This window comes from Streptomyces sp. NPDC052687 (genome assembly GCF_040678395.1).
Classification (GTDB): Bacteria; Actinomycetota; Actinomycetes; order Streptomycetales; family Streptomycetaceae; genus Streptomyces.
In genome coordinates, this window is record NZ_JBFATR010000061.1 from 18,991 (window position 1) to 38,169 (window position 19,179).

The following is a 19,179-nucleotide window of genomic DNA, read 5'->3' on the forward strand; positions in this document are numbered from 1 at the left end:
CCGAGCGAGGGAGACGATCTCCCCGCGCAGGGGAGGCCCCACGCCGCGCGCGGCGGCCAGGCTGAGCCCATGACCAGCATCGACGTCCGAGACCTCACCAAGGAGTACGGCACCCGGCGCGCCGTCGACCACCTCACGTTCACCGTCGCACCCGGCCGCGTCACCGGCTTCCTCGGCCCCAACGGCGCGGGGAAGTCCACCACCATGCGGCTGGTGCTCGGTCTCGACCGGCCGACCTCCGGCACCGCGACCGTCGGCGGCCGCCCCTACGCCGCGCTGCGCGAGCCGCTGCGCGAGGTCGGCGCCCTCCTCGACGCCCAGGCCGCGCACGGCTCGCGCACCGGCCGCGACCACCTGCGCGTCCTCGCCGCGAGCAACCGCATCCCGGTCTCCCGCGTGGACGAGGTGCTGGAAGAGACGGGTCTGGCCGGTGCGGCCCGCCGCCGCGTGAAGACGTACTCGCTCGGCATGCGGCAGCGGCTCGGCATCGCGGGGGCCCTCCTCGGCGACCCGGCCGTGGTCATGCTCGACGAACCGTCCAACGGCCTGGACCCCGAGGGCATCATCTGGATCCGCGGACTGCTGCGCCGGCTCGCCGACGAGGGCCGCGCGGTGCTCGTCTCCAGCCATCTGATGAACGAGACCGCGTCCTTCGCCGACCACCTGGTCGTCCTCGGCCGGGGACGGCTCCTCGCCGACCTGCCCATGCGGGACTTCATCGACGCGCGCGTGCGGCCCCGCGTGCGGGTGCGCACCACCGACGACACGGCGCTGCGGGACCTGCTCGCCCGGCACGGCTTCGAGGCCGCCCGGAGCGAGGGCGGCGGGTGGACCGTGCAGCACGCGCGCGTGGACGACATCGGCCGCCTCCTCGCCGAGGCCCGGCTCCCCGTCCTCGAACTGACCCCTCAGGAGGGCACCTTGGAGCAGGCCTATCTGGACCTGACCGCCGCCGAGACCGAGTTCACCGCCCAGCCCCAGGAGGTCTGACCATGGCGTTCACCCCCGTCCTGCACGCGGAGTGGCTGAAGATCCGCACCCTGCGCTCGCTCATCGGCGCCCTCGTCGCGCTGTTCGCGGTGTCGACGGCGTTCTCCGCGATCGCCGCCAGTGGCTCGACCTCCTCGGACCCCGGCTTCGACCCGCTGTTCACGGCCTTCCTCGGCATCGCACCCGGACAGATCGCGGCCATCGCCTTCGGTGCCCTCGCCGTCTCCTGCGAACTCTCCGGCGGAGGGCTGCGCCTCGCCTTCACCGCGGTGCCCCGGCGGGGGAGCTGGTTCGCGGCCAAGCTGACCGCCGTCGCCGTATTGACCCTTCTTGTCGGGCTGGTCACCGGCGCCGTCTCGCTGGCGGTCGCCCGCGCGGGCATGGGCTCCGCCGTGGACGGGCTCACCGCGGGTCAGCAGCTGCGCGGCATCGCCGGCTGCGGCCTCTACCTGATGCTCATGGCCGTGTTCGCGGCCGGACTCACGGCCCTGCTGCGCAGCGCCGTCGGCGCGCTCAGCATCCTCGTCCCGCTCCTGCTCGTGGTGTCGTTCGTCGTCGGGGACTCCGCCGGCGGCCTGCCCGAGTACCTGCCGGACCGGGCCGGCCAAGTCGTGCTGCACGCACAGCAGGACGGCTCCCTCGGCCCCTGGACCGGTCTGGCCGTGAGCGCCCTGTGGACCGCCGCGGCGGTGGCGGCGGGAGCGTGGGGCGTGCGGCGCCGGGACGCCTGACGCGACGCCAATTGTCAGTGGTGGCGGGTTTACTGGCCGTATGGACATCGCACGGTGCCTGGACACGATCGACCGGCTGTGCCTGCGCCCCTTCCCCGCGCGGCACGCCTGGTCGGACGTGGGCCGGGCGGGCCCGGGCTACTTCATGGCGGAACTGCACACGGGGGAGGGGGAGGAGACGCATGGGGAGCGTACGGCCGACGACGCCGAGGCCTGCAAGGAGGCGATCGCCCAGCGGCTGCACCGGAGGTGGGGACCGGTGCCGGCGTGGGGGATGCTGACCCTGCGGGTGCGCGGCCTGCGCGGCGAGGAGATACCGGAGCCGTGGGCGAGCCTGAGCCACCTGACCGACGAGGCGTACGTCTGGCAGGCGGACGGCACCGGCCGCTGGGTCGCCGTGGCGGTCGCCGACCGGGACCCGGCGGACGCTATACGGCTGCTGGCGGTGGTCACGGACACGGACCCGCCCTGAGACCGTGCCCGACCTGTGACCGTGCCCGACCTGTGACCGTGCCCGACCTGTGACCGTGCCCGACCTGTGACCGTGCCCGACCTGTGACCGTGCCCGCCCTGTGACCGTACGCCCGCCCCGACACCGCACCCGCCCTCGGCTCAGGGCCACGCCCGCGCCGAGGCGGGAGCGGGTCAGTCCTCCGCGGCGGCGCGCAGGCGGGCGAACTCCTCGGCCATCGTCTGCGCCGTCCAGTGGGCGTTCAGCCCGCTGGGGTTGGGCAGCACCCACACCCGCGTGTCCGCGATGACCCGCTCCTGCGGGCCCACCTGGGCCTTGCGGTCGTCGAAGGTTGCGCGGTACGCGGTGACGCCCACCACCGCCAGCCACTTCGGCCGCAGCCGCGCCACCTTGAGCGCCAGCAGCCGCCCGCCCTCGCGGTACTCGTCGGCGCTCAGCTCGTCCGCCCGGGCCGTCGCCCGCGCCACCACGTTGGTGATGCCGAGCCCGTACGTCAGCAGTTCCCGCTGCTCGGCGGGCCTCAGCTGCCGCGGGGTGAAGCCGGACAGGTGCAGCACGGGCCAGAAGCGGTTGCCGGGCCGGGCGAAGTGGTGGCCGGTCGCCGCGGACATCAGGCCCGGATTGATGCCGCAGAACAGGACACGGAGATCGTCCGCGACGACGTCCGGTACGAGACGGTCGCGGGCGGCCTCCAGTTCCGCCGGGGTGAAGCGGGTCAGAGGATCGCTCCGGGGGTGTAGCCGGCGGCTTCCGGGTGCTGCTTGACGATCTCCTCGATCCGGCCGACGACGGCACCGACCTGGTCGGCGGCGGCACCCGTGAAGGACAGCTTGTCGGCCATCAGCGCGTCCAGCGCGGCGCGGTCGAGGGGGATGCGCTCGTCGGCGGCGAGCTTGTCGAGGAGTTCGTTGCGCTCGGCGCCCTGCTCGCGCATCGCGAGCGCGGAGGCGACGGCGTTCTCCTTGATGGCCTCGTGCGCGACCTCGCGGCCGACGCCCGCGCGCACCGCGCCCATCAGCACCTTGGTGGTGGCGAGGAACGGCAGGTAGCGGTCCAGCTCCCGGGCGACGACGGCCGGGAAGGCGCCGAACTCGTCGAGCACGGTCAGGAACGTCTCCAGCAGGCCGTCCAGCGCGAAGAACGCGTCCGGCAGGGCGACGCGGCGCACCACCGAGCAGGAGACGTCGCCCTCGTTCCACTGGTCGCCCGCCAGCTCGCCGGTCATCGAGGCGTAGCCGCGCAGGATGACCATGAGGCCGTTGACGCGCTCGCAGGAGCGGGTGTTCATCTTGTGCGGCATCGCCGAGGAGCCGACCTGGCCCGGCTTGAAGCCCTCGGTGACCAGCTCGTGCCCGGCCATCAGGCGGATCGTCTTGGCCAGCGAGGACGGCGCGGCGGCGAGCTGCACCAGCGTGGTGACGACCTCGTAGTCGAGGGAGCGCGGGTAGACCTGGCCGACGGAGGTGAAGGCCTGGCCGAAGCCGAGGTGGGCGGCGATCCGCCCCTCCAGCTCGGCCAGCTTGGCCGCGTCGCCGCCGAGCAGGTCGAGCATGTCCTGCGCGGTGCCGACCGGGCCCTTGATGCCGCGCAGCGGGTAGCGGCCCAGCAGCTCCTCGACGCGGGCGTGGGCGACCAGCAGCTCGTCGGCGGCGGTCGCGAAACGCTTGCCGAGGGTGGTGGCCTGGGCGGCGACGTTGTGGGAGCGGCCGGCCATGACCAGCTCGGCGTACTCGGCGGACAGCTTGCCGAGACGGGCCAGCACCGCGACCGTGCGGTCGCGCATCAGCTCCAGCGACAGCCGGATCTGGAGCTGCTCGACGTTCTCCGTGAGGTCGCGGGAGGTCATGCCCTTGTGCACGTGCTCGTGCCCGGCGAGGTCGTTGAACTCCTCGATCCGCGCCTTCACGTCGTGCCGGGTGACCTTCTCGCGCTCGGCGATGGAGGCGAGGTCGACGGTGTCGAGGACGCGCTCGTAGTCGGCGATCGCCTCGTCCGGCACCTCGATCCCGAGGTCCTTCTGCGCCCGCAGCACGGCGAGCCAGAGCTGACGCTCCAGCTTCACCTTCTGCTCGGGCGACCAGAGCGTGGCGAGCTCGGCGGAGGCGTACCGTCCGGCGAGGACGTTGGGGATGCGGGGCTTGGCGGGCGCTGAAGTCACGTGTCCAGAGTTTACTGGTGGTTCGTGCAGGCCAGCGCCACGGTACGGTTCATCGGAACCTACGAGACCCCCGTCACGCGCTCGCGGCGGCGGCCCGCACCCACCCGCACCGAGTCCGCCGGCGGGCGCACCCGCACCGAGTCGCCGGCGGGCGCACCCGCACCGAGTCGCCGGCGAGCGCACCCGCACCGAGTCGCCGGCGAGCGCACCCGCACCGAGTCCGCCGGCGGGCGCACCACGTGCGCCGGCGGACCCGCCCTCACGACTCCGCGTCGGCGACCAGCTCGTACGGCAGCAGCTCCGGCCGCTTCGGCGGGCGGCCGTCGCCGGAGGAGCGGCCGGTCAGGCGGCGGCCGATCCAGGGCAGCAGGTGCTGCCGGGTGAAGCGGACGTCGGCGATCCGGCGCGCGGCCCAGCCGGGCGGGGCGGTGGGCGGGGGCGGGACGTGCCAGTCCGGGTCCTCCGGCTCGTAGCCCAGGGTCTGCCAGACCGCCTCCGCGACCCGGCGGTGTCCCTCGCCGGTCAGGTGCAGCCGGTCCACGTCCCACAGCCGGGGATCGGCCAGGGAGGGCGCCCCGTACAGGTCGACAACGACGGCGCCGTGGCGGGCGGCCAGCTCGTCGACGCAGGCGAACAGCTCCTCCATGCGCGGCCGGAACCGTTCCAGCACCGGCCCCTGCCGGCCCGGGCTGCGCATCAGCACCAGCTGTTTGCAGGCCGGCGCCAGCCGCTCCACGGCCTCCTCCAGCAGGCCCCGCACCCGGCCCATGTCGCACTTGGGCCGCAGGGTGTCGTTGAGGCCGCCGACCAGGGTGATCACGTCGGCGCCCATCGCGGCGGCGGGGCCGACCTGCTCGTCCACGATCTGCCCGATCAGCTTGCCGCGCACCGCCAGGTTGGCGTACCGGAAGCCGGGCGCGCGTGCGGCCATCCGCGCCGCGAGCAGATCGGCCCAGCCCCGGTAGGTCCCGTCGGGCATCAGGTCCGACATGCCCTCGGTGAAGGAGTCGCCGACCGCGACCAGGCTGGTGTGCGTGGGAGGGGGATTCGTCTGCATGGCGTCACAGATGGTATCCCGAAGCACATACCCGCCGGTCGGTCACCCGGGCACCGTCGCCCGGGCACCGTCACCCCACCTCGGGGCGCTGTCGGCTCACACCTCCCCCGCGCGCTGCCCGAACAGCTCCCGCAGCACGTCCTCCATCGTCACCAGGCCCGCCAGCCGCCCGTCCGTGCCCAGTACGGCGGCGAGGTGGGTGCGGCTGCGGCGCATGGCGGTGAGGACGTCGTCCAGCGGGGTCGTCTCCCGCACGCGCGCGATGGGCCGCATGTCCCGCAGCCGGAACGGCACATCGCGCGGGGAGGCGTCCAGGGCGTCCTTCACGTGGAGGTAGCCGACGATCCGCCGGCCCTCGTCGACCACGGGGAAGCGGGAGAACCCGGACTCGGCCGACAGCCCCTCCAGCTCCTCGGGGGTCACCCCCACGCGCGCGTAGACCACGCGTTCCAGCGGCAGCACGACATCGCGCACGGGCCGCCGGCCCAGTTCAAGGGCGTCGTGCAGCCGCTCCTGCGCCCGGTCGTCGATGAGCCCGGCCGCACCGGAGTCCTTGACCAGCCGGGCCAGCTCGGCGTCCGAGAACGTCGAGGTCACCTCGTCGCGGGTGTGGATGCCCAGCAGCTTAAGCAGGCCGTTGGCGAAGGCGTTGATCGTGAAGATCACCGGGCGCAGTGCCCGCGACAGCGTCACCAGCGGCGGCCCGAGCATCAGCGCGCTGCGCACCGGCTCCGCGAGGGCGATGTTCTTCGGCACCATCTCGCCCAGCAGCATGTGCAGGTACGTCGCCAGGGTCAGCGCGATGACGAACGACACCGCGTGCCCGGCACCGCTCGGCACCCCCATCGCGTGGAAGGCGGGCTCCAGCAGATGCGCGATCGCCGGCTCGGCGACCACACCCAGCACCAGCGTGCACAGCGTGATCCCGAGCTGTGCCGCCGCCATCAGCGCGGAGACGTGCTGCAGACCCCACAGCACGCTCTTGGCGCGCCGGTCGCCCTGCTCGGCGTACGGCTCGATCTGCGAGCGCCGCACGGAGATCAGCGCGAACTCCGCCCCGACGAAGAAGGCGTTGACGACCAGGGTCGCCAGACCGATCAACAGCTGTACGGCGGTCATGCCAGCGCCCCCTCGTCGCCCAGGTCCTTCTCGTCGTCCAGCGGCGCGCACAGCAGCACGCGGGCCGCCCGGCGCCCGGCGGCGTCCAGGACTTCCATCCGCCAGCCGGCGACCTCCACCACGTCCCCGGCGGCCGGGATACGGCCCAGCTCGGTGGCGACGAGGCCGGCCAGCGTCTCGTACGGCCCCTCCGGCGCGCGCAGGCCCACGCGGGCCAGCTGGTCGATACGGGCGGCGCCGTCCGCCGAGTACAGCGCGTGGCCGTGCTCGTCGGTGCCGGCCGGGGCGAGGTCGGGTGTCTCGTGCGGGTCGTGCTCGTCGCGGACCTCGCCGACGACCTCCTCGACGATGTCCTCCAGGGTGGCGACGCCCGCCGTGCCGCCGTACTCGTCGATGACCACGGCCATCGTCCGCTTGCCCGACAGCCGGTCCAGCAGCCGGTCCACGGTCAGCGTCTCCGGCACCAGCAGCGGCTCGCGCATCAGCTCCGAGACGGGCACGCGGGGCCGGCGCTCGGCGGGGACGGCCAGGATGTCCTTGACGTGGGCGGTGCCGACGACCGAGTCGAGGCTGCCGCGGTAGACCGGGAACCGGGACAGGCCGGTCGCGCGGGTCGCGTTCGCCACGTCCTCGCAGGTCGCCTGCGCCTCCAGGGCGATGACCTGGACGCGGGGCGTCATCACGTTCTCGGCGGTCAGGTCGGCGAGGTTCAGGGTGCGCACGAACAGCTCGGCGGTGTCCGGCTCCAGCGCGCCCTCGCGGGCGGAGTGCCGGGCCAGCGCGGCCAGTTCCTGCGGTCCGCGCGCGGAGGCCAGCTCCTCGGCGGGCTCGATGCCGAAACGGCGCACCACGCGGTTGGCGGTGTTGTTGAGGTGGGTGATGAACGGCCGGAACAGCGCGCTGAACCAGCGCTGTGTGTTGCCCACCCGCTTCGCCACGGCCAGCGGCGAGGAGATCGCCCAGTTCTTGGGCACCAGCTCGCCGACGACCATCAGGAACACCGTCGACAGCGCCGTGCCGAGCACCAGGGCGATCGAGGACGCGGCGGTCCGGGAGACGCCGACGGCCCGCAGCGGGCCCGCGATCAGCCGGGCGACCGACGGCTCGGCGAGCATGCCGACGACCAGGTTGGTGACGGTGATGCCCAGCTGCGCGCCGGACAGCTGGAAGGTCAGGTTGCGTACGGCCTTCAGCGCGCCGGCCGCGCCGCGCTCGCCGCGTTCCACGGCGCGTTCCAGGTCGCCGCGCTCGACGGTGGTCAGCGAGAACTCCGCCGCGACGAAGGCGCCGCAGATGAGCGACAGCAGGACGGCCACCAGCAGGAGCAGCACTTCGATCATCGGGTCACCTCCGTCCCATGGTCGGCCAGGGGCTGGGGGATCGCGCGATGTCGGGTACTGGGAGGCTCGCCCATGGGCGGACGTTCACACCTTTCATTGGAGACCGAGTGATCCTGCAATGGTAAAGGATCGGCAAAAGCATCGGGGATTCGGTCAGGATTCGGTCAACGGCTTCACCCAGCGCCGCCACTGCTCCTCCGGCGCGTAGGCGGCGGCGCGCCAGGCATGGTGGGCCGTCTCGTTCCGGGTGAGCACCATCGCGTCCGCGCGGCGCCCTCCGAGCCGTACGAACCGCTCCTCCGCGGCGGCGAGCAGCGCGGTGCCGATGCCCTGCCGCCGCCGGTCCGGGTGCACCGCCAGCCGGTAGAGATGACACCGCCAGCCGTCGAACCCGGCGATCACCGTGCCCACCAGCTCACCCGCCCGCTCCGCCAGGATCAGCGCGCCGGCGTCCCGCGCGATCAGCCGCTCCACCCCGTCCCGGTCGTCACTGATGCTCGCCCCCTCGGCGGCGGTCTTCCAGAAGCCCAGCACGGCATCGACGTCTTCGGCCCGAGCGGCCCGTATCCGCAGGTCGGTCATGCCGTCATCCCATCACGGGGCACCACACGGGACGGGAGATTCCAGCATGTGGCCTGCCGCGAGCGGGCGCACACCGCCTGCGCACCCCCCTGCGCCCCCCTGCTCACCCCTTGGCCACCCGTGCCCGTGCTCACCGCCCCCGCAGCGCCGCCATCACCGGAGCGAACGCCTCCATGGCGGCCTCCAGCACCGTCAGGTAGGAGAAACCGTACCGCTCGCGCAGGGCCAGGACCCGTTCGACGATCTCCTCCTCGGTGCCCGCCAGGACGATGGGCAGCCGCAGGGCCTCCTCGGGGCTCAGCCGCGGGACGTGGGACAGCAACGGCCGGAGCGCCCCCTCGGGGTCCTCCGTCACGGCGACCTGCTGGATCAGGAGGTTCAGCTCGGCGGGCTCCGCGCGGTCCGCGGCCAGGCGCCGGTAGAGGGCCACCCGCTCGTCCAGCTCCTCGGCCGTCACCGGGAGCAGCTCCCCGGTCGTGCTTCCGGGCACGGCCCGCGCCCCGGTGAAGGCCGCGATGTCCGCGTGCTCGGCGGTCAGCCGGAGCATCCGGTCGCCGCCGGCGCCGATCAGCAGCGGCACGCGGGGCCGCTGGACCGGCCGGGGCCGGTGGCCGTCCGAGCCGAGCAGCCGGTTCAGCTCCTCGACCGTGCGCAGCAGACGGTTCACCCGCTCGCCGGGGGAACCCCACGGCAGCCCGGCCGTCTCGTGCTCGGCCCGGACGTAGCCGGTGCCGAGGCCGAGTTCCAGCCGGCCGCCGGTGAGGGCGTCCGTCGTGGCCACCTCGCGGGCCAGCAAGGCGGGGTTCCAGAACCCGGTGTTGAGCACGAACGTGCCCACCCGCGGCCGCTGCGTCGCCTCGGCCGCCGCCACCAGCGCGGGGAACGGCGCGGGCATCCCCAGATGGTCGGGGACGAGCAGCACGTCGTAGCCCAGTTCCTCCGCCCGGCGGCACTTGGCCCGCCACTCGGCGGCGGGCGCGGCGGACAGCAGATTGACACCGAAACGGAACGGGCGCGGCATGAACTCTCCTCAGCCGTCGGAGACTTGGATGTGCGGTCGGAGACTTGGACGTACCAGCCACGATTCGATCACTCGTGGGCGATGGCCGCCAGCACGTTCATGCGTGACGCGCGCAACGCCGGAAGCAGCGCCGCCACCACACCGATCACCGCCGAACCCACCACCACCGCGACGATCGTGCCCCACGGGATCTCCAGCGCCGTCATGCCCTGCAACGCCAGCACCTGCTGGCCGCACACCCCCCACACCAGCCCGAGGGCGAGCCCGAGGACCGCCCCGAACACCGCGATCACCACCGACTCCAGCCGGATCATCCGGCGCAGCTGCCGCCGCCCGAGCCCGATCGCCCGCAGCAGCCCGATCTCCCGGGTCCGCTCGACCACCGACAGCGCGAGCGTGTTGACCACGCCGAGCACCGCGATGACGATCGCCAGCCCGAGCAGGGCGTACACGAGGTACAGCAGGACGGCGATCTGGTCGCGGACCAGCTCCTTGTAGTCGGCCAGGTCCCGCACCTGCACCTGCGGATACGGATCCAGCGTGCGCTCCAGCGCCGACCGCAGATCGCCGGCGTCGGTGCCCGGCGCGGCGTTCACGTACACGGCGGCGTCCTGGCCGCCCGGCGCGTAGCGCTCGACCGTGCCCCGGCCGAAGTAGATCCCGCCCGTGGTGCCGAACCCCTCGGCGGCGTCCTGGTCGGTCAGCGCGCCCACGGTCAGCCTGGCCGTCCGCCCGCCCTGGAACTCCACGGGCAGCACCGTCCCGACCCGGACCCCGTGGTCGCGGGCGAAGTCCACGTCCATCGCCAGCCGCCCCTCGGCGAGCGCCGCCGCCGTGTCCCCGCGCGCGTAGGTGATGGTGGCGACCTCGTCGAGCCGGGGGTCGTAGCCCGCGGCCGTCGTCGTCACCCGGTCGCCGTCCGGCAGGCGTACGGCGACCGGGGTGAACCTCGCGCGCACCGCGAGCCCCACACCCTCGGTGCCGCGCACGGCGTCGGTGACCTCCCGCGGGAACGGCGTGAAGTTGGTGTTCTGGACGACGAAGTCGGCGCCCAGCGTCCTGTCGATCTGCCGGTCGAACGACGCGGCCATCGAGGCACTGGCCACCGACATCCCGCCGACCAGCGCGAGCCCGATCATCAGCGCCGCCGCCGTCGCCCCGGTGCGCCGCGGATTGCGCAGCGCGTTGCGCTGGCTCATCCTCCCGACCGGCCCGAACAGCGCCGGGAAGGCCGCGCCGAGCACCCGGATCACCGGCCGCACCAGCAGCGGCCCCGCGACCACGGTCGCGATCAGCGTCAGGACCACACCGGCACCCAGCAGCATGGCCGCCGGCCCCGTCCGGGACGACACCACGCATCCGACGAGCGCCGCCGCCCCGGCCGCGCCGACGACCGCTCCCGCCACCGCGCGCATCCGCAGTGGCCGACCCACCCCGGCGACCTCCGCGTCCGAGAGGGCCGCCATCGGCGACACGGCCGCCGCGCGCCGGGCCGGCGGGTACGCCGCGACGAAGGTGACGCCGACCCCGACGACGTACGCCGTCACCGGCGTCCCCCAGCCGATCACCATCTCGGCGGTCCGGATGCGCATCCCGATCAGGCCCATCAACTCGATCAGCCCGGCCGCCAGCGCGACTCCGGTGACCAGGCCCAGCGTGGAGCCGGCCAGCCCGAGCAGCAGCGCCTCGGTGAGCACGGAGCGGCGCACCTGCCGCCGGTCGGCGCCGAGCGCGCGCAGCAGGCCGAGCTCGCGGGTGCGCTGGGCGACCAGCATCGAGAACGTGTTGACGATCAGGAACACGCCGACGAGCACGGCGATCCCCGCGAACGCGACCATCACCCACTTGATGACGTCCAGAAAACCGCCCAGCTGTTCGACATCCGACGTGGCCTGCTCGGCGGCGGTCCGGTAGTCGTAGCGGTCGGCGCCGAGCGCGGCGGCCACCCGCTGCTTGAGCGTCGCGTCGCTCACGCCTGGCGCCGCGTCCACGGTGATGCCGGTCGCCGCCCCCGGATCGCCCAGCAGCTCGGTCCGCGCGGTCGGCGGATCCATGAACAGCAGGGCCGAGCCCGGGTTCGTGGTGGTGAAGGTGACGATGCCGACCACCCGCGCCCCGAACGAGCCCGGCGGCGCGATCACGGTCAGCCGGTCGCCGATCGCGACGCCCGCGCGGTCCGCGGTGTCCGCGTCCAGCAGGATCTCGCCGGGTCCGCGCGGGGCGCGCCCGGAGGTGAGTTCCACGGGGCTGCGGTCGGTGGGCAGCCAGGCGGAGCCGAGGGTGGGGGCGCCGGTCGTGGGGCTGACGGACTCGTTCCGGTCGTCGACGACGGTGAGGTTCCGCACCTCCGCCTCCGCGCGCGCCGCGGCCACCCCGTCGATCCGGGCGACCCGGTCGGCGAGCGCGGCGGGCAGGGTGGCCGTCATCCCGGAGGGCACCCTCTCGTCGAGGGTCTCCTTCGGGCTGACGGTGACGTCGGCCGCCGTGGTCGCGAACAGCCGGTCGAAGGTACGGCTGACGGTGTCCGAGAAGATCAGGCTGCCCGTGACGAACGCGACGGACAGGATGACCGCGAGGGCCGACAGCAGCAGCCGCCCCTTGTGGGCGAGGAAGCTCCTGAGCGTTGCCTTGAGCACGGCGTCAGTCCTCGTCGTGCGACCGGCCGAAGCCTGTGGGGCGGTGGCCGAAGCCTGTGGGGCGGTGGTCGGAGCGGGTGGGGCGGTGGCCGGAGCCGCTGGGCGGGCGGTCGGCGGAGAGGTCGGTCCGGTCGGCGGCGAGACGGGGCCGGTCGGCGGAGAGCTGGACCACGTCGAACCGCTTCATCCGCTCCAGCACGGCCTCCGCCGTGGGCCGGGCCATCTCGTCCACGATCCGGCCGTCCGCGAGGAACAGCACCAGGTCGGAATGGGCGGCGGCGCCCGGGTCGTGGGTGACCATGACGACGGTCTGCCCCAGGTCGTCCACGGCCTCCCGCAGGAACCCCAGCACCTCCAGCCCGGCCCGCGAGTCCAGGTTGCCGGTCGGCTCGTCCGCGAAGATCAGCTCCGGCCGGGCGGCGAGCGCCCGCGCGCACGCGACGCGCTGCTGCTGACCGCCCGACAGCTGGGCCGGCCGGTGCGTCAGCCGGTCCCGCAGCCCCAGCGTGTCGATGACCTGGTCCAGCCACCGCGGGTCGGGCCGGCGGCCCGCGATGTCCATGGGCAGGGTGATGTTCTCCAGCGCGTTCAGCGTGGGGATCAGGTTGAACGACTGGAACATGAACCCGATGCGGTCCCGCCGCAGCCGGGTCAGCTCCCGCTCCCTCAGACCGGTGATCTCGGTGTCGCCGAGCCACACCTGCCCGGCCGTGACCGTGTCCAGCCCGGCCAGGCAGTGCATCAGTGTGGACTTCCCGGACCCGGAGGGACCCATGACGGCCGTGAACCGCCCGCGGACGATGTCCACGTCCACCGAGTCCAGGGCGACCACGGCCGTCTCTCCGGAGCCGTACGCCTTGGTCAGCCCGCGGGCGCGGGCCGCGACCCGGTCGCCGGACACCGGCCGGGCCCCCGCCCCGTGCCGCGGCACGTGCTCCGGTACCTGCTCCGCTGGTGTGGACAAGGCTGCCTCCTGGCTCGGGGACGGACGGACTTCCTTGTCCCGGTCGAGCGTAATGTGATCCGGCGCACACCCGGTATCCCTCCTGGCGCGGGTCGGGCGCCCTTGCCGGTGCTAGCACTGCGGCGCTAGCGTCGAGGCATGGCGAAGACCCAGCTGAACGTGCGGGTGGACGAGGACACCGCCCGGGCCGCCCGCGAGCGCGCGCTGGCCCGCGGCATGAGCGTCAACCGCTACATCGAGGAACTCGTCCGGCAGGACACCGGGGAGGTCGGCCACACCTTCGTGGAGGCCGCCGCCGACTTCATGAAGCAGTACGAGAAGGTGTTCGCCGAGGAGTTCGGCGACGGCGCTCGCGCCGAGGGCGGTCGCTGAGCCCTTGAGCGATGTGCGCATCGACCTGCCCTGGCTGCTGATGCTCGCCGAGCGCAAGACCCCGGGGGACCCCCAGGTCACCGACTGGGGCGCGCTCGTCGCCGCGGTCGCCCGGCACCAGGCCGAGATATTCGACGTCCCCGTCTACGACACCCCGCACGCCCGCGCCGCCGCCCTCCTCCAGCAGCTCATCCACATCCCGGCGCTGGAGCGCTCCAACGCCCTGTTCGCCTCCGCGGTCGCCTACGCCTATCTGGTGGCCAGCGGCTTCAAGGTCGTCACCTCGCCCGAGCGGGTCCGCGACCTGGCCCGGATGGTCAAGAGCGGCGAGGCGTCGGTGCACGAGATCGCCCGCGAACTGCGCCAGTGGTGCCTGTAGGAGCCGTCCGGGGAAGCACGGAGAAGGGTCCTCCGGGGGCCGGGTCCACGGCCGTCTGAGCGGGGCCGGATCTACGGCCGTTCGGGTGCCGTCGGCCGCCAGGCGGTGCCCAGCACGCAGTACGAGGCGGGCAGGGCCGGTCCCTTCTCCGGCATCATCAGCCGCCGGTACGGCCCCAGTTCGAACCCGGCCTCCCGCAGCGCGGCGACCGGGTCGCGCCCCACATGGCAGCCACCGGCCAGCGGCGGCCACACCGTGCGGTCCAGGGCCCGCTGGGTCAGCCGCATCGCCCGCCCGCCGCCCAGGCCGTGCTCGAAGAACCGCACCTGACCGCCCGGCCGGAGCACCCGCCGCACCTCGCCCAGCGCCCGCGGCACGTCCCGCACACTGCACAGCACCAGCGACAGCACCACCGCGTCGAAGCCCTCGCTCTTGACCGGCAGCGCCTCCGCCGCGCCGGGCACCACGTCCACCGGCGTCTCGGCCCGCAGGGCGGCCCGCACGGCCAACCGCCGCAGCAGCCGCTCCGGTTCGATGGCGACGACCTCCGCGACCGTCGGCGGATAGTGGGCGAAGTTCAGGCCGTTGCCCGCCCCGACCTCCAGGACCCGTCCGGACAGCCCGGCGAGCAGCCGGTCGCGCACCCCGGCCATGCCCATCCGGGTCTCGGCGGCCACGCTGACCCGGGCGTACCAGCGGGCGAACAGCGGATGGTGCACGGGGTCCCGCCCCGCCTGGCCGGCACCGGCGAACCGTAGGGGCATGGGGACCTCCCTGAGGGCGGACTACTCCTTCCGGGGATTGTCCCCCGTAACGGCCCACACGCACCCTCACCGGCACAGAACCGGGCGCACTCCCGCCGGCACAGCACCGCCCGCACCGTCACCGGCGCACGGCCGGGCGCACCCGCGTCGGCACACGCCCGCCCGCCCGCACCGTCACCGGCCCAGCACCGCCCCGCACGCCCACCGGGGCGCACGGCCAACCGCGCTCTCACCGTCGCACGGCCAACCGCACCTCACCGGCGCAGGCCCGCGGCTACCACCCAGGCGCCCGCCCGCGGCGACCGCCCCGGCGCCCGCCCCCGGCGTCCGCCCCGGCATCCGCCCGCGGCTACCGCCCCGGCGCCGGTGCCTGCCGCACCCGGAACGCCTCCGCGTCCCAGGTTCCGTCCAGCCGCGGCGCCAGCCAGCCGGGCGCCGCGATGCGGAACGTCCCGGGGTCGAGGGAGCCCGCGCCCTCGGGGAGCGCGCCGAGCAGCGGGGCGCCCGAGACCTCCGGCAGGTCCGCGATGTTGCAGCGGCAGGCGAGGTCGGGTTCGGCGGGCCAGCTGCCGATCACCACGCCCGCCAACTCCACGTCGCGGCGCCGCAGTTCGCGGGCGCTCAGCTCGGCGATGTTCAGCGTGCCGAGGCCCGCCGAGGCCACCAGCAGCACCGGCGCCCCCAGCAGCGCGGCCACGTCGGCGAGCGTGCCGCCCGCCGGGTCGAAGCGGACGAGCAGCCCGCCCGCCCCCTCCACCAGCACCAGATCGTGCTCGGTGGCCAGCTTGGCCGCCGCCTCGGCGACGTCGTGCGGGTGCACCGGCGCCATCCCGGCCCGCCGGGCCGCCGTCCCCGGCGCCAGCGGCTCCGGGTAGCGGGCGAGTTCTGCCGCCGTGACGGGGCCCGCGAGCCGCGCCACCTCGTCGGCGTCGCCGCGCTCGTCGGGCCGTACGCCCGTCTGCGCGGCCTTGAGCACGGCCACCGACCGTCCCGCCGCGACGGCCGCCGCGGCGACGGCGGCCGTCGTGACGGTCTTGCCGACCTCCGTGTTGGTACCCGTGATCACCAGGACCGGCATGTCATCCCTCCCGTGCCGCGGCGCACACCGCGCGCGCGATGCGTGCCACGTCCGCGTCGCCCGTGACATAGGGCGGCATCGTGTAGATCAGATCCCGGAACGGCCGCAGCCACACGCCCTCGCGCACGGCCGCCGCCGTGGCCGCCGCCATGTCGACCGGATGGTCGAGCTGGACGACCCCGATGGCGCCGAGGACCCGTACGTCCCGCACGCCCGGCAGCCCGGCGGCCGGGGCCAGTCCGTCCCGCAGGCCCGCCTCGATCCGCTTGACCTCGGCGAGCCAGTCCTGGCCGAGCAGCAGCTCGATCGAGGCACAGGCCACCGCGGCGGCCAGCGGGTTGCCCATGAAGGTCGGGCCGTGGGCGAGGACCGGCACCTCGCCCTGCGAGATCCCGTCCGCCACCCGGGGGTTGCACAGCGTCGCCGCCAGCGTCAGATAGCCGCCGGTGAGCGCCTTGCCCACGCACATCACGTCCGGCGACACCGCCGCGTGCTCCGCCGCGAACAGCGCGCCCGTACGGCCGAACCCGGTGGCGATCTCGTCGAACACCAGCAGCACGTCGTGCGCGTCACACGCCTCCCGCAGCACCCGCAGATACGCGGGGGAGTGGAACCGCATCCCGCCCGCGCCCTGCACCACCGGCTCGACGATCACCGCGGCCAGCTCGTGCGCGTGCTCGGCGACCAGGGTGCGCAGGTGGTCGGCGTACGTCTCCTCGTACTCGGCGGGCGGCGGGTCCGCGAAGAGCTGGCGCGGCAGGACGCCGGTCCACAGCTGGTGCATCCCGCCCTGGGGGTCGCAGACCGCCATCGGCTGCCAGGTGTCCCCGTGGTAGCCGCCCCGCCAGGTCATCATCCGGTGCTTCTCCGGGCGGCCCAGCGAACGCCAGTACTGGAGGCACATCTTGACCGCGACCTCGACCGACACCGAACCGGAGTCGGCGAGGAACACATGCTCCAGTCCCTCGGGCGACAAGTCGACGAGGAGCTTCGCCAGCCGGACGGCGGGCTCGTGGGTGAGCCCGCCGAACATCACGTGGCTCATCCGCCCCAGCTGCTCGCGCGCCGCCTCGTTCAGCACCGGGTGGTTGTAGCCGTGGATGGCCGACCACCAGGACGACATGCCGTCGACCAGCTCCTGCGAGCCGCCCGCGAGCTTCAGCCGCACCCCGCTCGCCGACTCCACGACGAGCGGTTCCTGCCGGCCCGGCATCGGCCCGTAGGGGTGCCAGACGTGCCGCCGGTCCAGCTCCAGCAGCTCGGGCACGCTCAGTTCAGGCATTGGGCGCGAGATCCGTTCCGGCGCCCCGGCGGCGTACGGCGACCAGGTCGGTGCGCGGCTCGCCCGCCGCCGGCACCGCGGCGGCCGTACCGCACACGCCACCGCCCTCGTGCGACCCGCACCCGGCACCCGCGCCCTCATGCGACCCGCACCCGGCGCCCGCGTCCTCGTGGGACCCGCAGCCGCCGCCCGCGCTCGCGTGCGAGCCGCAGCCGCCCCCGCCCGCCGCCACGCGGTGCTCGGGCAGCGTCACCTCGCCCGCGCCCTCCACCTCGAACCCGGCGTCCGCGATCATCTCCAGGTCGGCCTTGCCGGCCTGGCCCTCACTGGTGAGGTAGTCGCCGAGGAAGATCGAGTTGGCCAGGTGCAGCGCGAGCGGCTGCATGGAGCGCAGATGCACCTCGCGGCCGCCCGCGATCCGCACCTCGACGTCGGGGCAGACGAACCGGACCATCGCCAGGATCCGCAGGCAGCGCTGCGGGGTGAGGTTCCACTCCTCGGCCAGCGGGGTGCCCTCGAACGGGATCAGGAAGTTCACCGGCACCGAGTCCGGGTCCAGCTCGCGCAGCGAGTAGACGACGTCGACCAGGTCCTCGTCGCTCTCGCCCATGCCCGCGATCAGACCGGAGCACGCCGACAGGCCCGCCGCGTGCGCCTTCCGCACGGTGTCGACACGGTCGGCGTAGGTGTGCGTCGTGGTGATCTCGCCGTAGGTGCCCTCGGAGGTGTTCAGGTTGTGGTTGTAGGCGTCGGCGCCCGCCTCGCGCAGCCGCTCGGCCTGGCCGTCGGAGAGCAGACCAAGACAGGCGCACACCTCGACGCCCTCGTTCTGCTCCTTGATCGCCTTGATGGTCTGCGAGACCCGGTCCACGTCCCGGTCCGTCGGACCGCGCCCGCTGGCCACCAGGCAGACCCGCTTGGCACCCCCGGCCAGGCCCGCGGCGGCGGCCTTGGAGGCCTCGTCGGGCTTGAGCCAGGTGTACTTCAGGATGTCGGCCTTCGAGCCGAGCCGCTGGGAGCAGTAGGAGCAGTCCTCCGGACACAGCCCGGACTTCAGGTTGACGAGATAGTTGAGTTTCACCCGCCGGCCGAACCAGTGCCGGCGCACCTTCCCGGCCGCGGCCACCACATCGAGCAGTTCGTCGTCGGTCGTCGCGAGGACGGCCAGCGCCTCCTCGCGGGTCGGCAGCTCGCGCCGAAGCCCCTTGTCCACCAGCGTGTTCAGCAGGTCCATGAGAGCCGATCCTGTCCTACGGAGGTGCTCCCGGCCAAGGAGAGTCCGCACAACAGCGTCACTTCGTGGTGTGTGGATTGCCACATCCTGGCCTGCCGGACGTACCGCTAGTGTCTGTGCACTGCCTACAAAATCCCCGGAGGACCCATGGCGTTCGGCTGGATCGACGAGCAGGCGGAACTGCGCCGCCGTACGGGTCTCGTCCGCACCCTGCGGCCCCGGCCCGCCGACTCGCCGCTGCTGGACCTCGCGAGCAACGACTACCTCGGACTGGCCCGCCACCCGGAGGTCACCGAGGGCGCCGCCCGCGCGGCCCGCCTCTGGGGCGGCGGCTCGACCGGTTCCCGGCTCGTCACCGGCACCACCGAGCTCCACGGGGAACTCGAACGCGAGCTGGCCGCGTTCTGCGGCTTCGAGGCCGCCCTGGTCTTCTCCTCCGGCTACGCGGCCAACCTCGCCGCGGTCACCGCGCTGGCCCCGCACGGCTCGCTCGTCGTCTCCGACGCGGGCAACCACGCCTCCCTCATCGACGGCTGCCGGCTGGCCCGGGGCACCACCCAGGTGGTCGCCCACGCCGACCCCGACGCGGTCCGCAAGGCGCTGCAGGGCCACGACGGGCCCGCCGTCGCGGTGTCCGACACGGTCTTCTCGGTGGACGGCGACGCGGCGCCGCTGGCGGAACTGGCGGCGGCCTGCCGGGAGCACGGGGCCGGGCTGGTCGCCGACGACGCGCACGGCCTCGGAGTGCTGGGGGCGGGCGGCCGGGGCGCCGCGCACGCATCGGGTCTGGCGGGCGCGGACGACGTCGTCGTCACGGTCACCCTCTCCAAGTCGCTGGGCAGTCAGGGCGGCGCCGTGCTCGGCCCCGCCCGGGTGATCGACCACCTGGTCAACGCGGCCCGGACGTTCATCTTCGACACCGGGCTCGCCCCGGCGGCGGCGGGTGCGGCCCTGGCGGCCCTGCGGCTGCTGCGCCGCGAGCCGGAGCGGGCGGAGCGGG

Annotated in this window: 19 protein-coding genes; 6 read left to right on the forward strand and 13 right to left on the reverse strand. The window is 74.0% G+C overall.

Going from position 1 to position 19,179, the window contains the following annotated elements:
- The first annotated feature begins 69 nt into the window (after nucleotides 1-69).
- From AB0K92_RS30475 to AB0K92_RS30485, 3 genes are read left to right on the forward strand one after another with little or no spacing between them, the layout of a single operon-like run.
- Nucleotides 70-990: an ATP-binding cassette domain-containing protein gene (locus AB0K92_RS30475; protein ID WP_365928235.1), complete on the forward strand. Its 921-nt coding sequence runs from the start codon at nucleotides 70-72 to the stop codon at nucleotides 988-990.
- Nucleotides 991-992: 2 nt separating this feature from the next.
- A complete protein-coding gene (locus AB0K92_RS30480) occupies nucleotides 993-1,721 on the forward strand; it encodes an ABC transporter permease (RefSeq protein WP_365928238.1) in 729 nt (242 codons plus the stop codon).
- 40 nt (nucleotides 1,722-1,761) lie between these two features.
- Entirely contained in the window at nucleotides 1,762-2,193 is a 432-nt protein-coding gene (locus AB0K92_RS30485) for a hypothetical protein (protein WP_365928240.1), read from the forward strand.
- Between the two features lie 173 nt (nucleotides 2,194-2,366).
- Here the strand turns inward: AB0K92_RS30485 and mug are convergent, their stop codons facing one another.
- The 9 genes from mug to AB0K92_RS30530 form a co-directional block, all read right to left on the reverse strand.
- On the reverse strand, nucleotides 2,367-2,912 hold the full coding sequence (gene mug / locus AB0K92_RS30490; protein ID WP_365928267.1) for a G/U mismatch-specific DNA glycosylase: 546 nt from the start codon (nucleotides 2,910-2,912) through the stop codon (nucleotides 2,367-2,369).
- On the reverse strand, nucleotides 2,909-4,351 hold the full coding sequence (purB, locus tag AB0K92_RS30495) for an adenylosuccinate lyase (protein WP_365928242.1): 1,443 nt from the start codon (nucleotides 4,349-4,351) through the stop codon (nucleotides 2,909-2,911). The genes mug and purB overlap by 4 nt, the downstream gene beginning before the upstream one ends.
- A 259-nt stretch (nucleotides 4,352-4,610) precedes the next feature.
- Nucleotides 4,611-5,408, reverse strand: a complete 798-nt coding sequence (locus tag AB0K92_RS30500) for an SGNH/GDSL hydrolase family protein (RefSeq protein WP_365928244.1) — start codon at nucleotides 5,406-5,408, stop codon at nucleotides 4,611-4,613.
- Between the two features lie 96 nt (nucleotides 5,409-5,504).
- Nucleotides 5,505-6,527 (reverse strand): hemolysin family protein, encoded by a 1,023-nt coding sequence (locus AB0K92_RS30505; RefSeq protein WP_365928246.1) that lies wholly within the window; start codon nucleotides 6,525-6,527, stop codon nucleotides 5,505-5,507.
- Entirely contained in the window at nucleotides 6,524-7,867 is a 1,344-nt protein-coding gene (locus AB0K92_RS30510) for a hemolysin family protein (RefSeq protein WP_165996192.1), read from the reverse strand. Before AB0K92_RS30510 ends, AB0K92_RS30505 begins: the two co-directional genes overlap by 4 nt.
- Before the next feature lie 153 nt (nucleotides 7,868-8,020).
- Nucleotides 8,021-8,449, reverse strand: coding sequence for a GNAT family N-acetyltransferase (locus tag AB0K92_RS30515; protein ID WP_365928248.1), 429 nt, complete (start codon nucleotides 8,447-8,449; stop codon nucleotides 8,021-8,023).
- Between the two features lie 130 nt (nucleotides 8,450-8,579).
- Nucleotides 8,580-9,470, reverse strand: a complete 891-nt coding sequence (locus tag AB0K92_RS30520) for an LLM class F420-dependent oxidoreductase (protein WP_365928250.1) — start codon at nucleotides 9,468-9,470, stop codon at nucleotides 8,580-8,582.
- Nucleotides 9,471-9,538: 68 nt separating this feature from the next.
- Nucleotides 9,539-12,106, reverse strand: coding sequence for an ABC transporter permease (locus tag AB0K92_RS30525; protein ID WP_365928252.1), 2,568 nt, complete (start codon nucleotides 12,104-12,106; stop codon nucleotides 9,539-9,541).
- Between the two features lie 4 nt (nucleotides 12,107-12,110).
- Complete coding sequence (locus AB0K92_RS30530; RefSeq protein WP_365928269.1) at nucleotides 12,111-13,037, reverse strand: ABC transporter ATP-binding protein; 927 nt, start codon at nucleotides 13,035-13,037, stop codon at nucleotides 12,111-12,113.
- 171 nt (nucleotides 13,038-13,208) lie between these two features.
- Between AB0K92_RS30530 and AB0K92_RS30535 the strand changes: the two genes are divergently transcribed.
- Both AB0K92_RS30535 and AB0K92_RS30540 read left to right on the forward strand, forming a co-directional pair.
- The gene (locus AB0K92_RS30535; RefSeq protein WP_365928254.1) at nucleotides 13,209-13,442 is read left to right on the forward strand and encodes an antitoxin; all 234 of its coding nucleotides are present in this window, start codon (nucleotides 13,209-13,211) and stop codon (nucleotides 13,440-13,442) included.
- A gap of 4 nt (nucleotides 13,443-13,446) precedes the next feature.
- Nucleotides 13,447-13,821 carry a fic family toxin-antitoxin system, toxin component gene (locus AB0K92_RS30540; protein WP_165996185.1) on the forward strand — a complete coding sequence of 125 codons (375 nt, stop codon included), beginning with the start codon at nucleotides 13,447-13,449 and terminating at the stop codon, nucleotides 13,819-13,821.
- A 71-nt stretch (nucleotides 13,822-13,892) separates the two neighbouring features.
- Here the strand turns inward: AB0K92_RS30540 and AB0K92_RS30545 are convergent, their stop codons facing one another.
- The 4 genes from AB0K92_RS30545 to bioB form a co-directional block, all read right to left on the reverse strand.
- Nucleotides 13,893-14,585 (reverse strand): class I SAM-dependent methyltransferase, encoded by a 693-nt coding sequence (locus AB0K92_RS30545; RefSeq protein ID WP_365928256.1) that lies wholly within the window; start codon nucleotides 14,583-14,585, stop codon nucleotides 13,893-13,895.
- A gap of 349 nt (nucleotides 14,586-14,934) precedes the next feature.
- Complete coding sequence (gene bioD, locus AB0K92_RS30550) at nucleotides 14,935-15,663, reverse strand: dethiobiotin synthase (protein ID WP_365928258.1); 729 nt, start codon at nucleotides 15,661-15,663, stop codon at nucleotides 14,935-14,937.
- 1 nt (nucleotide 15,664) lies between these two features.
- Complete coding sequence (locus AB0K92_RS30555; protein ID WP_365928260.1) at nucleotides 15,665-16,945, reverse strand: adenosylmethionine--8-amino-7-oxononanoate transaminase; 1,281 nt, start codon at nucleotides 16,943-16,945, stop codon at nucleotides 15,665-15,667.
- A complete protein-coding gene (gene bioB / locus AB0K92_RS30560; RefSeq protein ID WP_365928262.1) occupies nucleotides 16,938-18,179 on the reverse strand; it encodes a biotin synthase BioB in 1,242 nt (413 codons plus the stop codon). The genes AB0K92_RS30555 and bioB overlap by 8 nt, the downstream gene beginning before the upstream one ends.
- A 147-nt stretch (nucleotides 18,180-18,326) precedes the next feature.
- On the opposite strand from bioB, the gene AB0K92_RS30565 reads away from it, so the two are divergent.
- Nucleotides 18,327-19,179, forward strand: an 853-nt coding sequence (locus AB0K92_RS30565; RefSeq protein ID WP_365928265.1) for an aminotransferase class I/II-fold pyridoxal phosphate-dependent enzyme, incomplete at its 3' end; no start/stop codon positions are given.

Coding starts and splice junctions, on each gene's coding strand:
- AB0K92_RS30475 (WP_365928235.1), top strand. CDS start 70: ATGACCAGCATCGACGTCCGAGACCTCACCAAGGAGTACGGCACCCGG.
- AB0K92_RS30480 (WP_365928238.1), top strand. CDS start 993: ATGGCGTTCACCCCCGTCCTGCACGCGGAGTGGCTGAAGATCCGCACC.
- AB0K92_RS30485 (WP_365928240.1), top strand. CDS start 1,762: ATGGACATCGCACGGTGCCTGGACACGATCGACCGGCTGTGCCTGCGC.
- AB0K92_RS30500 (WP_365928244.1), bottom strand. CDS start 5,408: ATGCAGACGAATCCCCCTCCCACGCACACCAGCCTGGTCGCGGTCGGC.
- AB0K92_RS30505 (WP_365928246.1), bottom strand. CDS start 6,527: ATGACCGCCGTACAGCTGTTGATCGGTCTGGCGACCCTGGTCGTCAAC.
- AB0K92_RS30510 (WP_165996192.1), bottom strand. CDS start 7,867: ATGATCGAAGTGCTGCTCCTGCTGGTGGCCGTCCTGCTGTCGCTCATC.
- AB0K92_RS30515 (WP_365928248.1), bottom strand. CDS start 8,449: ATGACCGACCTGCGGATACGGGCCGCTCGGGCCGAAGACGTCGATGCC.
- AB0K92_RS30520 (WP_365928250.1), bottom strand. CDS start 9,470: ATGCCGCGCCCGTTCCGTTTCGGTGTCAATCTGCTGTCCGCCGCGCCC.
- AB0K92_RS30535 (WP_365928254.1), top strand. CDS start 13,209: ATGGCGAAGACCCAGCTGAACGTGCGGGTGGACGAGGACACCGCCCGG.
- AB0K92_RS30545 (WP_365928256.1), bottom strand. CDS start 14,585: ATGCCCCTACGGTTCGCCGGTGCCGGCCAGGCGGGGCGGGACCCCGTG.
- bioD (WP_365928258.1), bottom strand. CDS start 15,663: ATGCCGGTCCTGGTGATCACGGGTACCAACACGGAGGTCGGCAAGACC.
- AB0K92_RS30555 (WP_365928260.1), bottom strand. CDS start 16,945: ATGCCTGAACTGAGCGTGCCCGAGCTGCTGGAGCTGGACCGGCGGCAC.
- bioB (WP_365928262.1), bottom strand. CDS start 18,179: ATGGACCTGCTGAACACGCTGGTGGACAAGGGGCTTCGGCGCGAGCTG.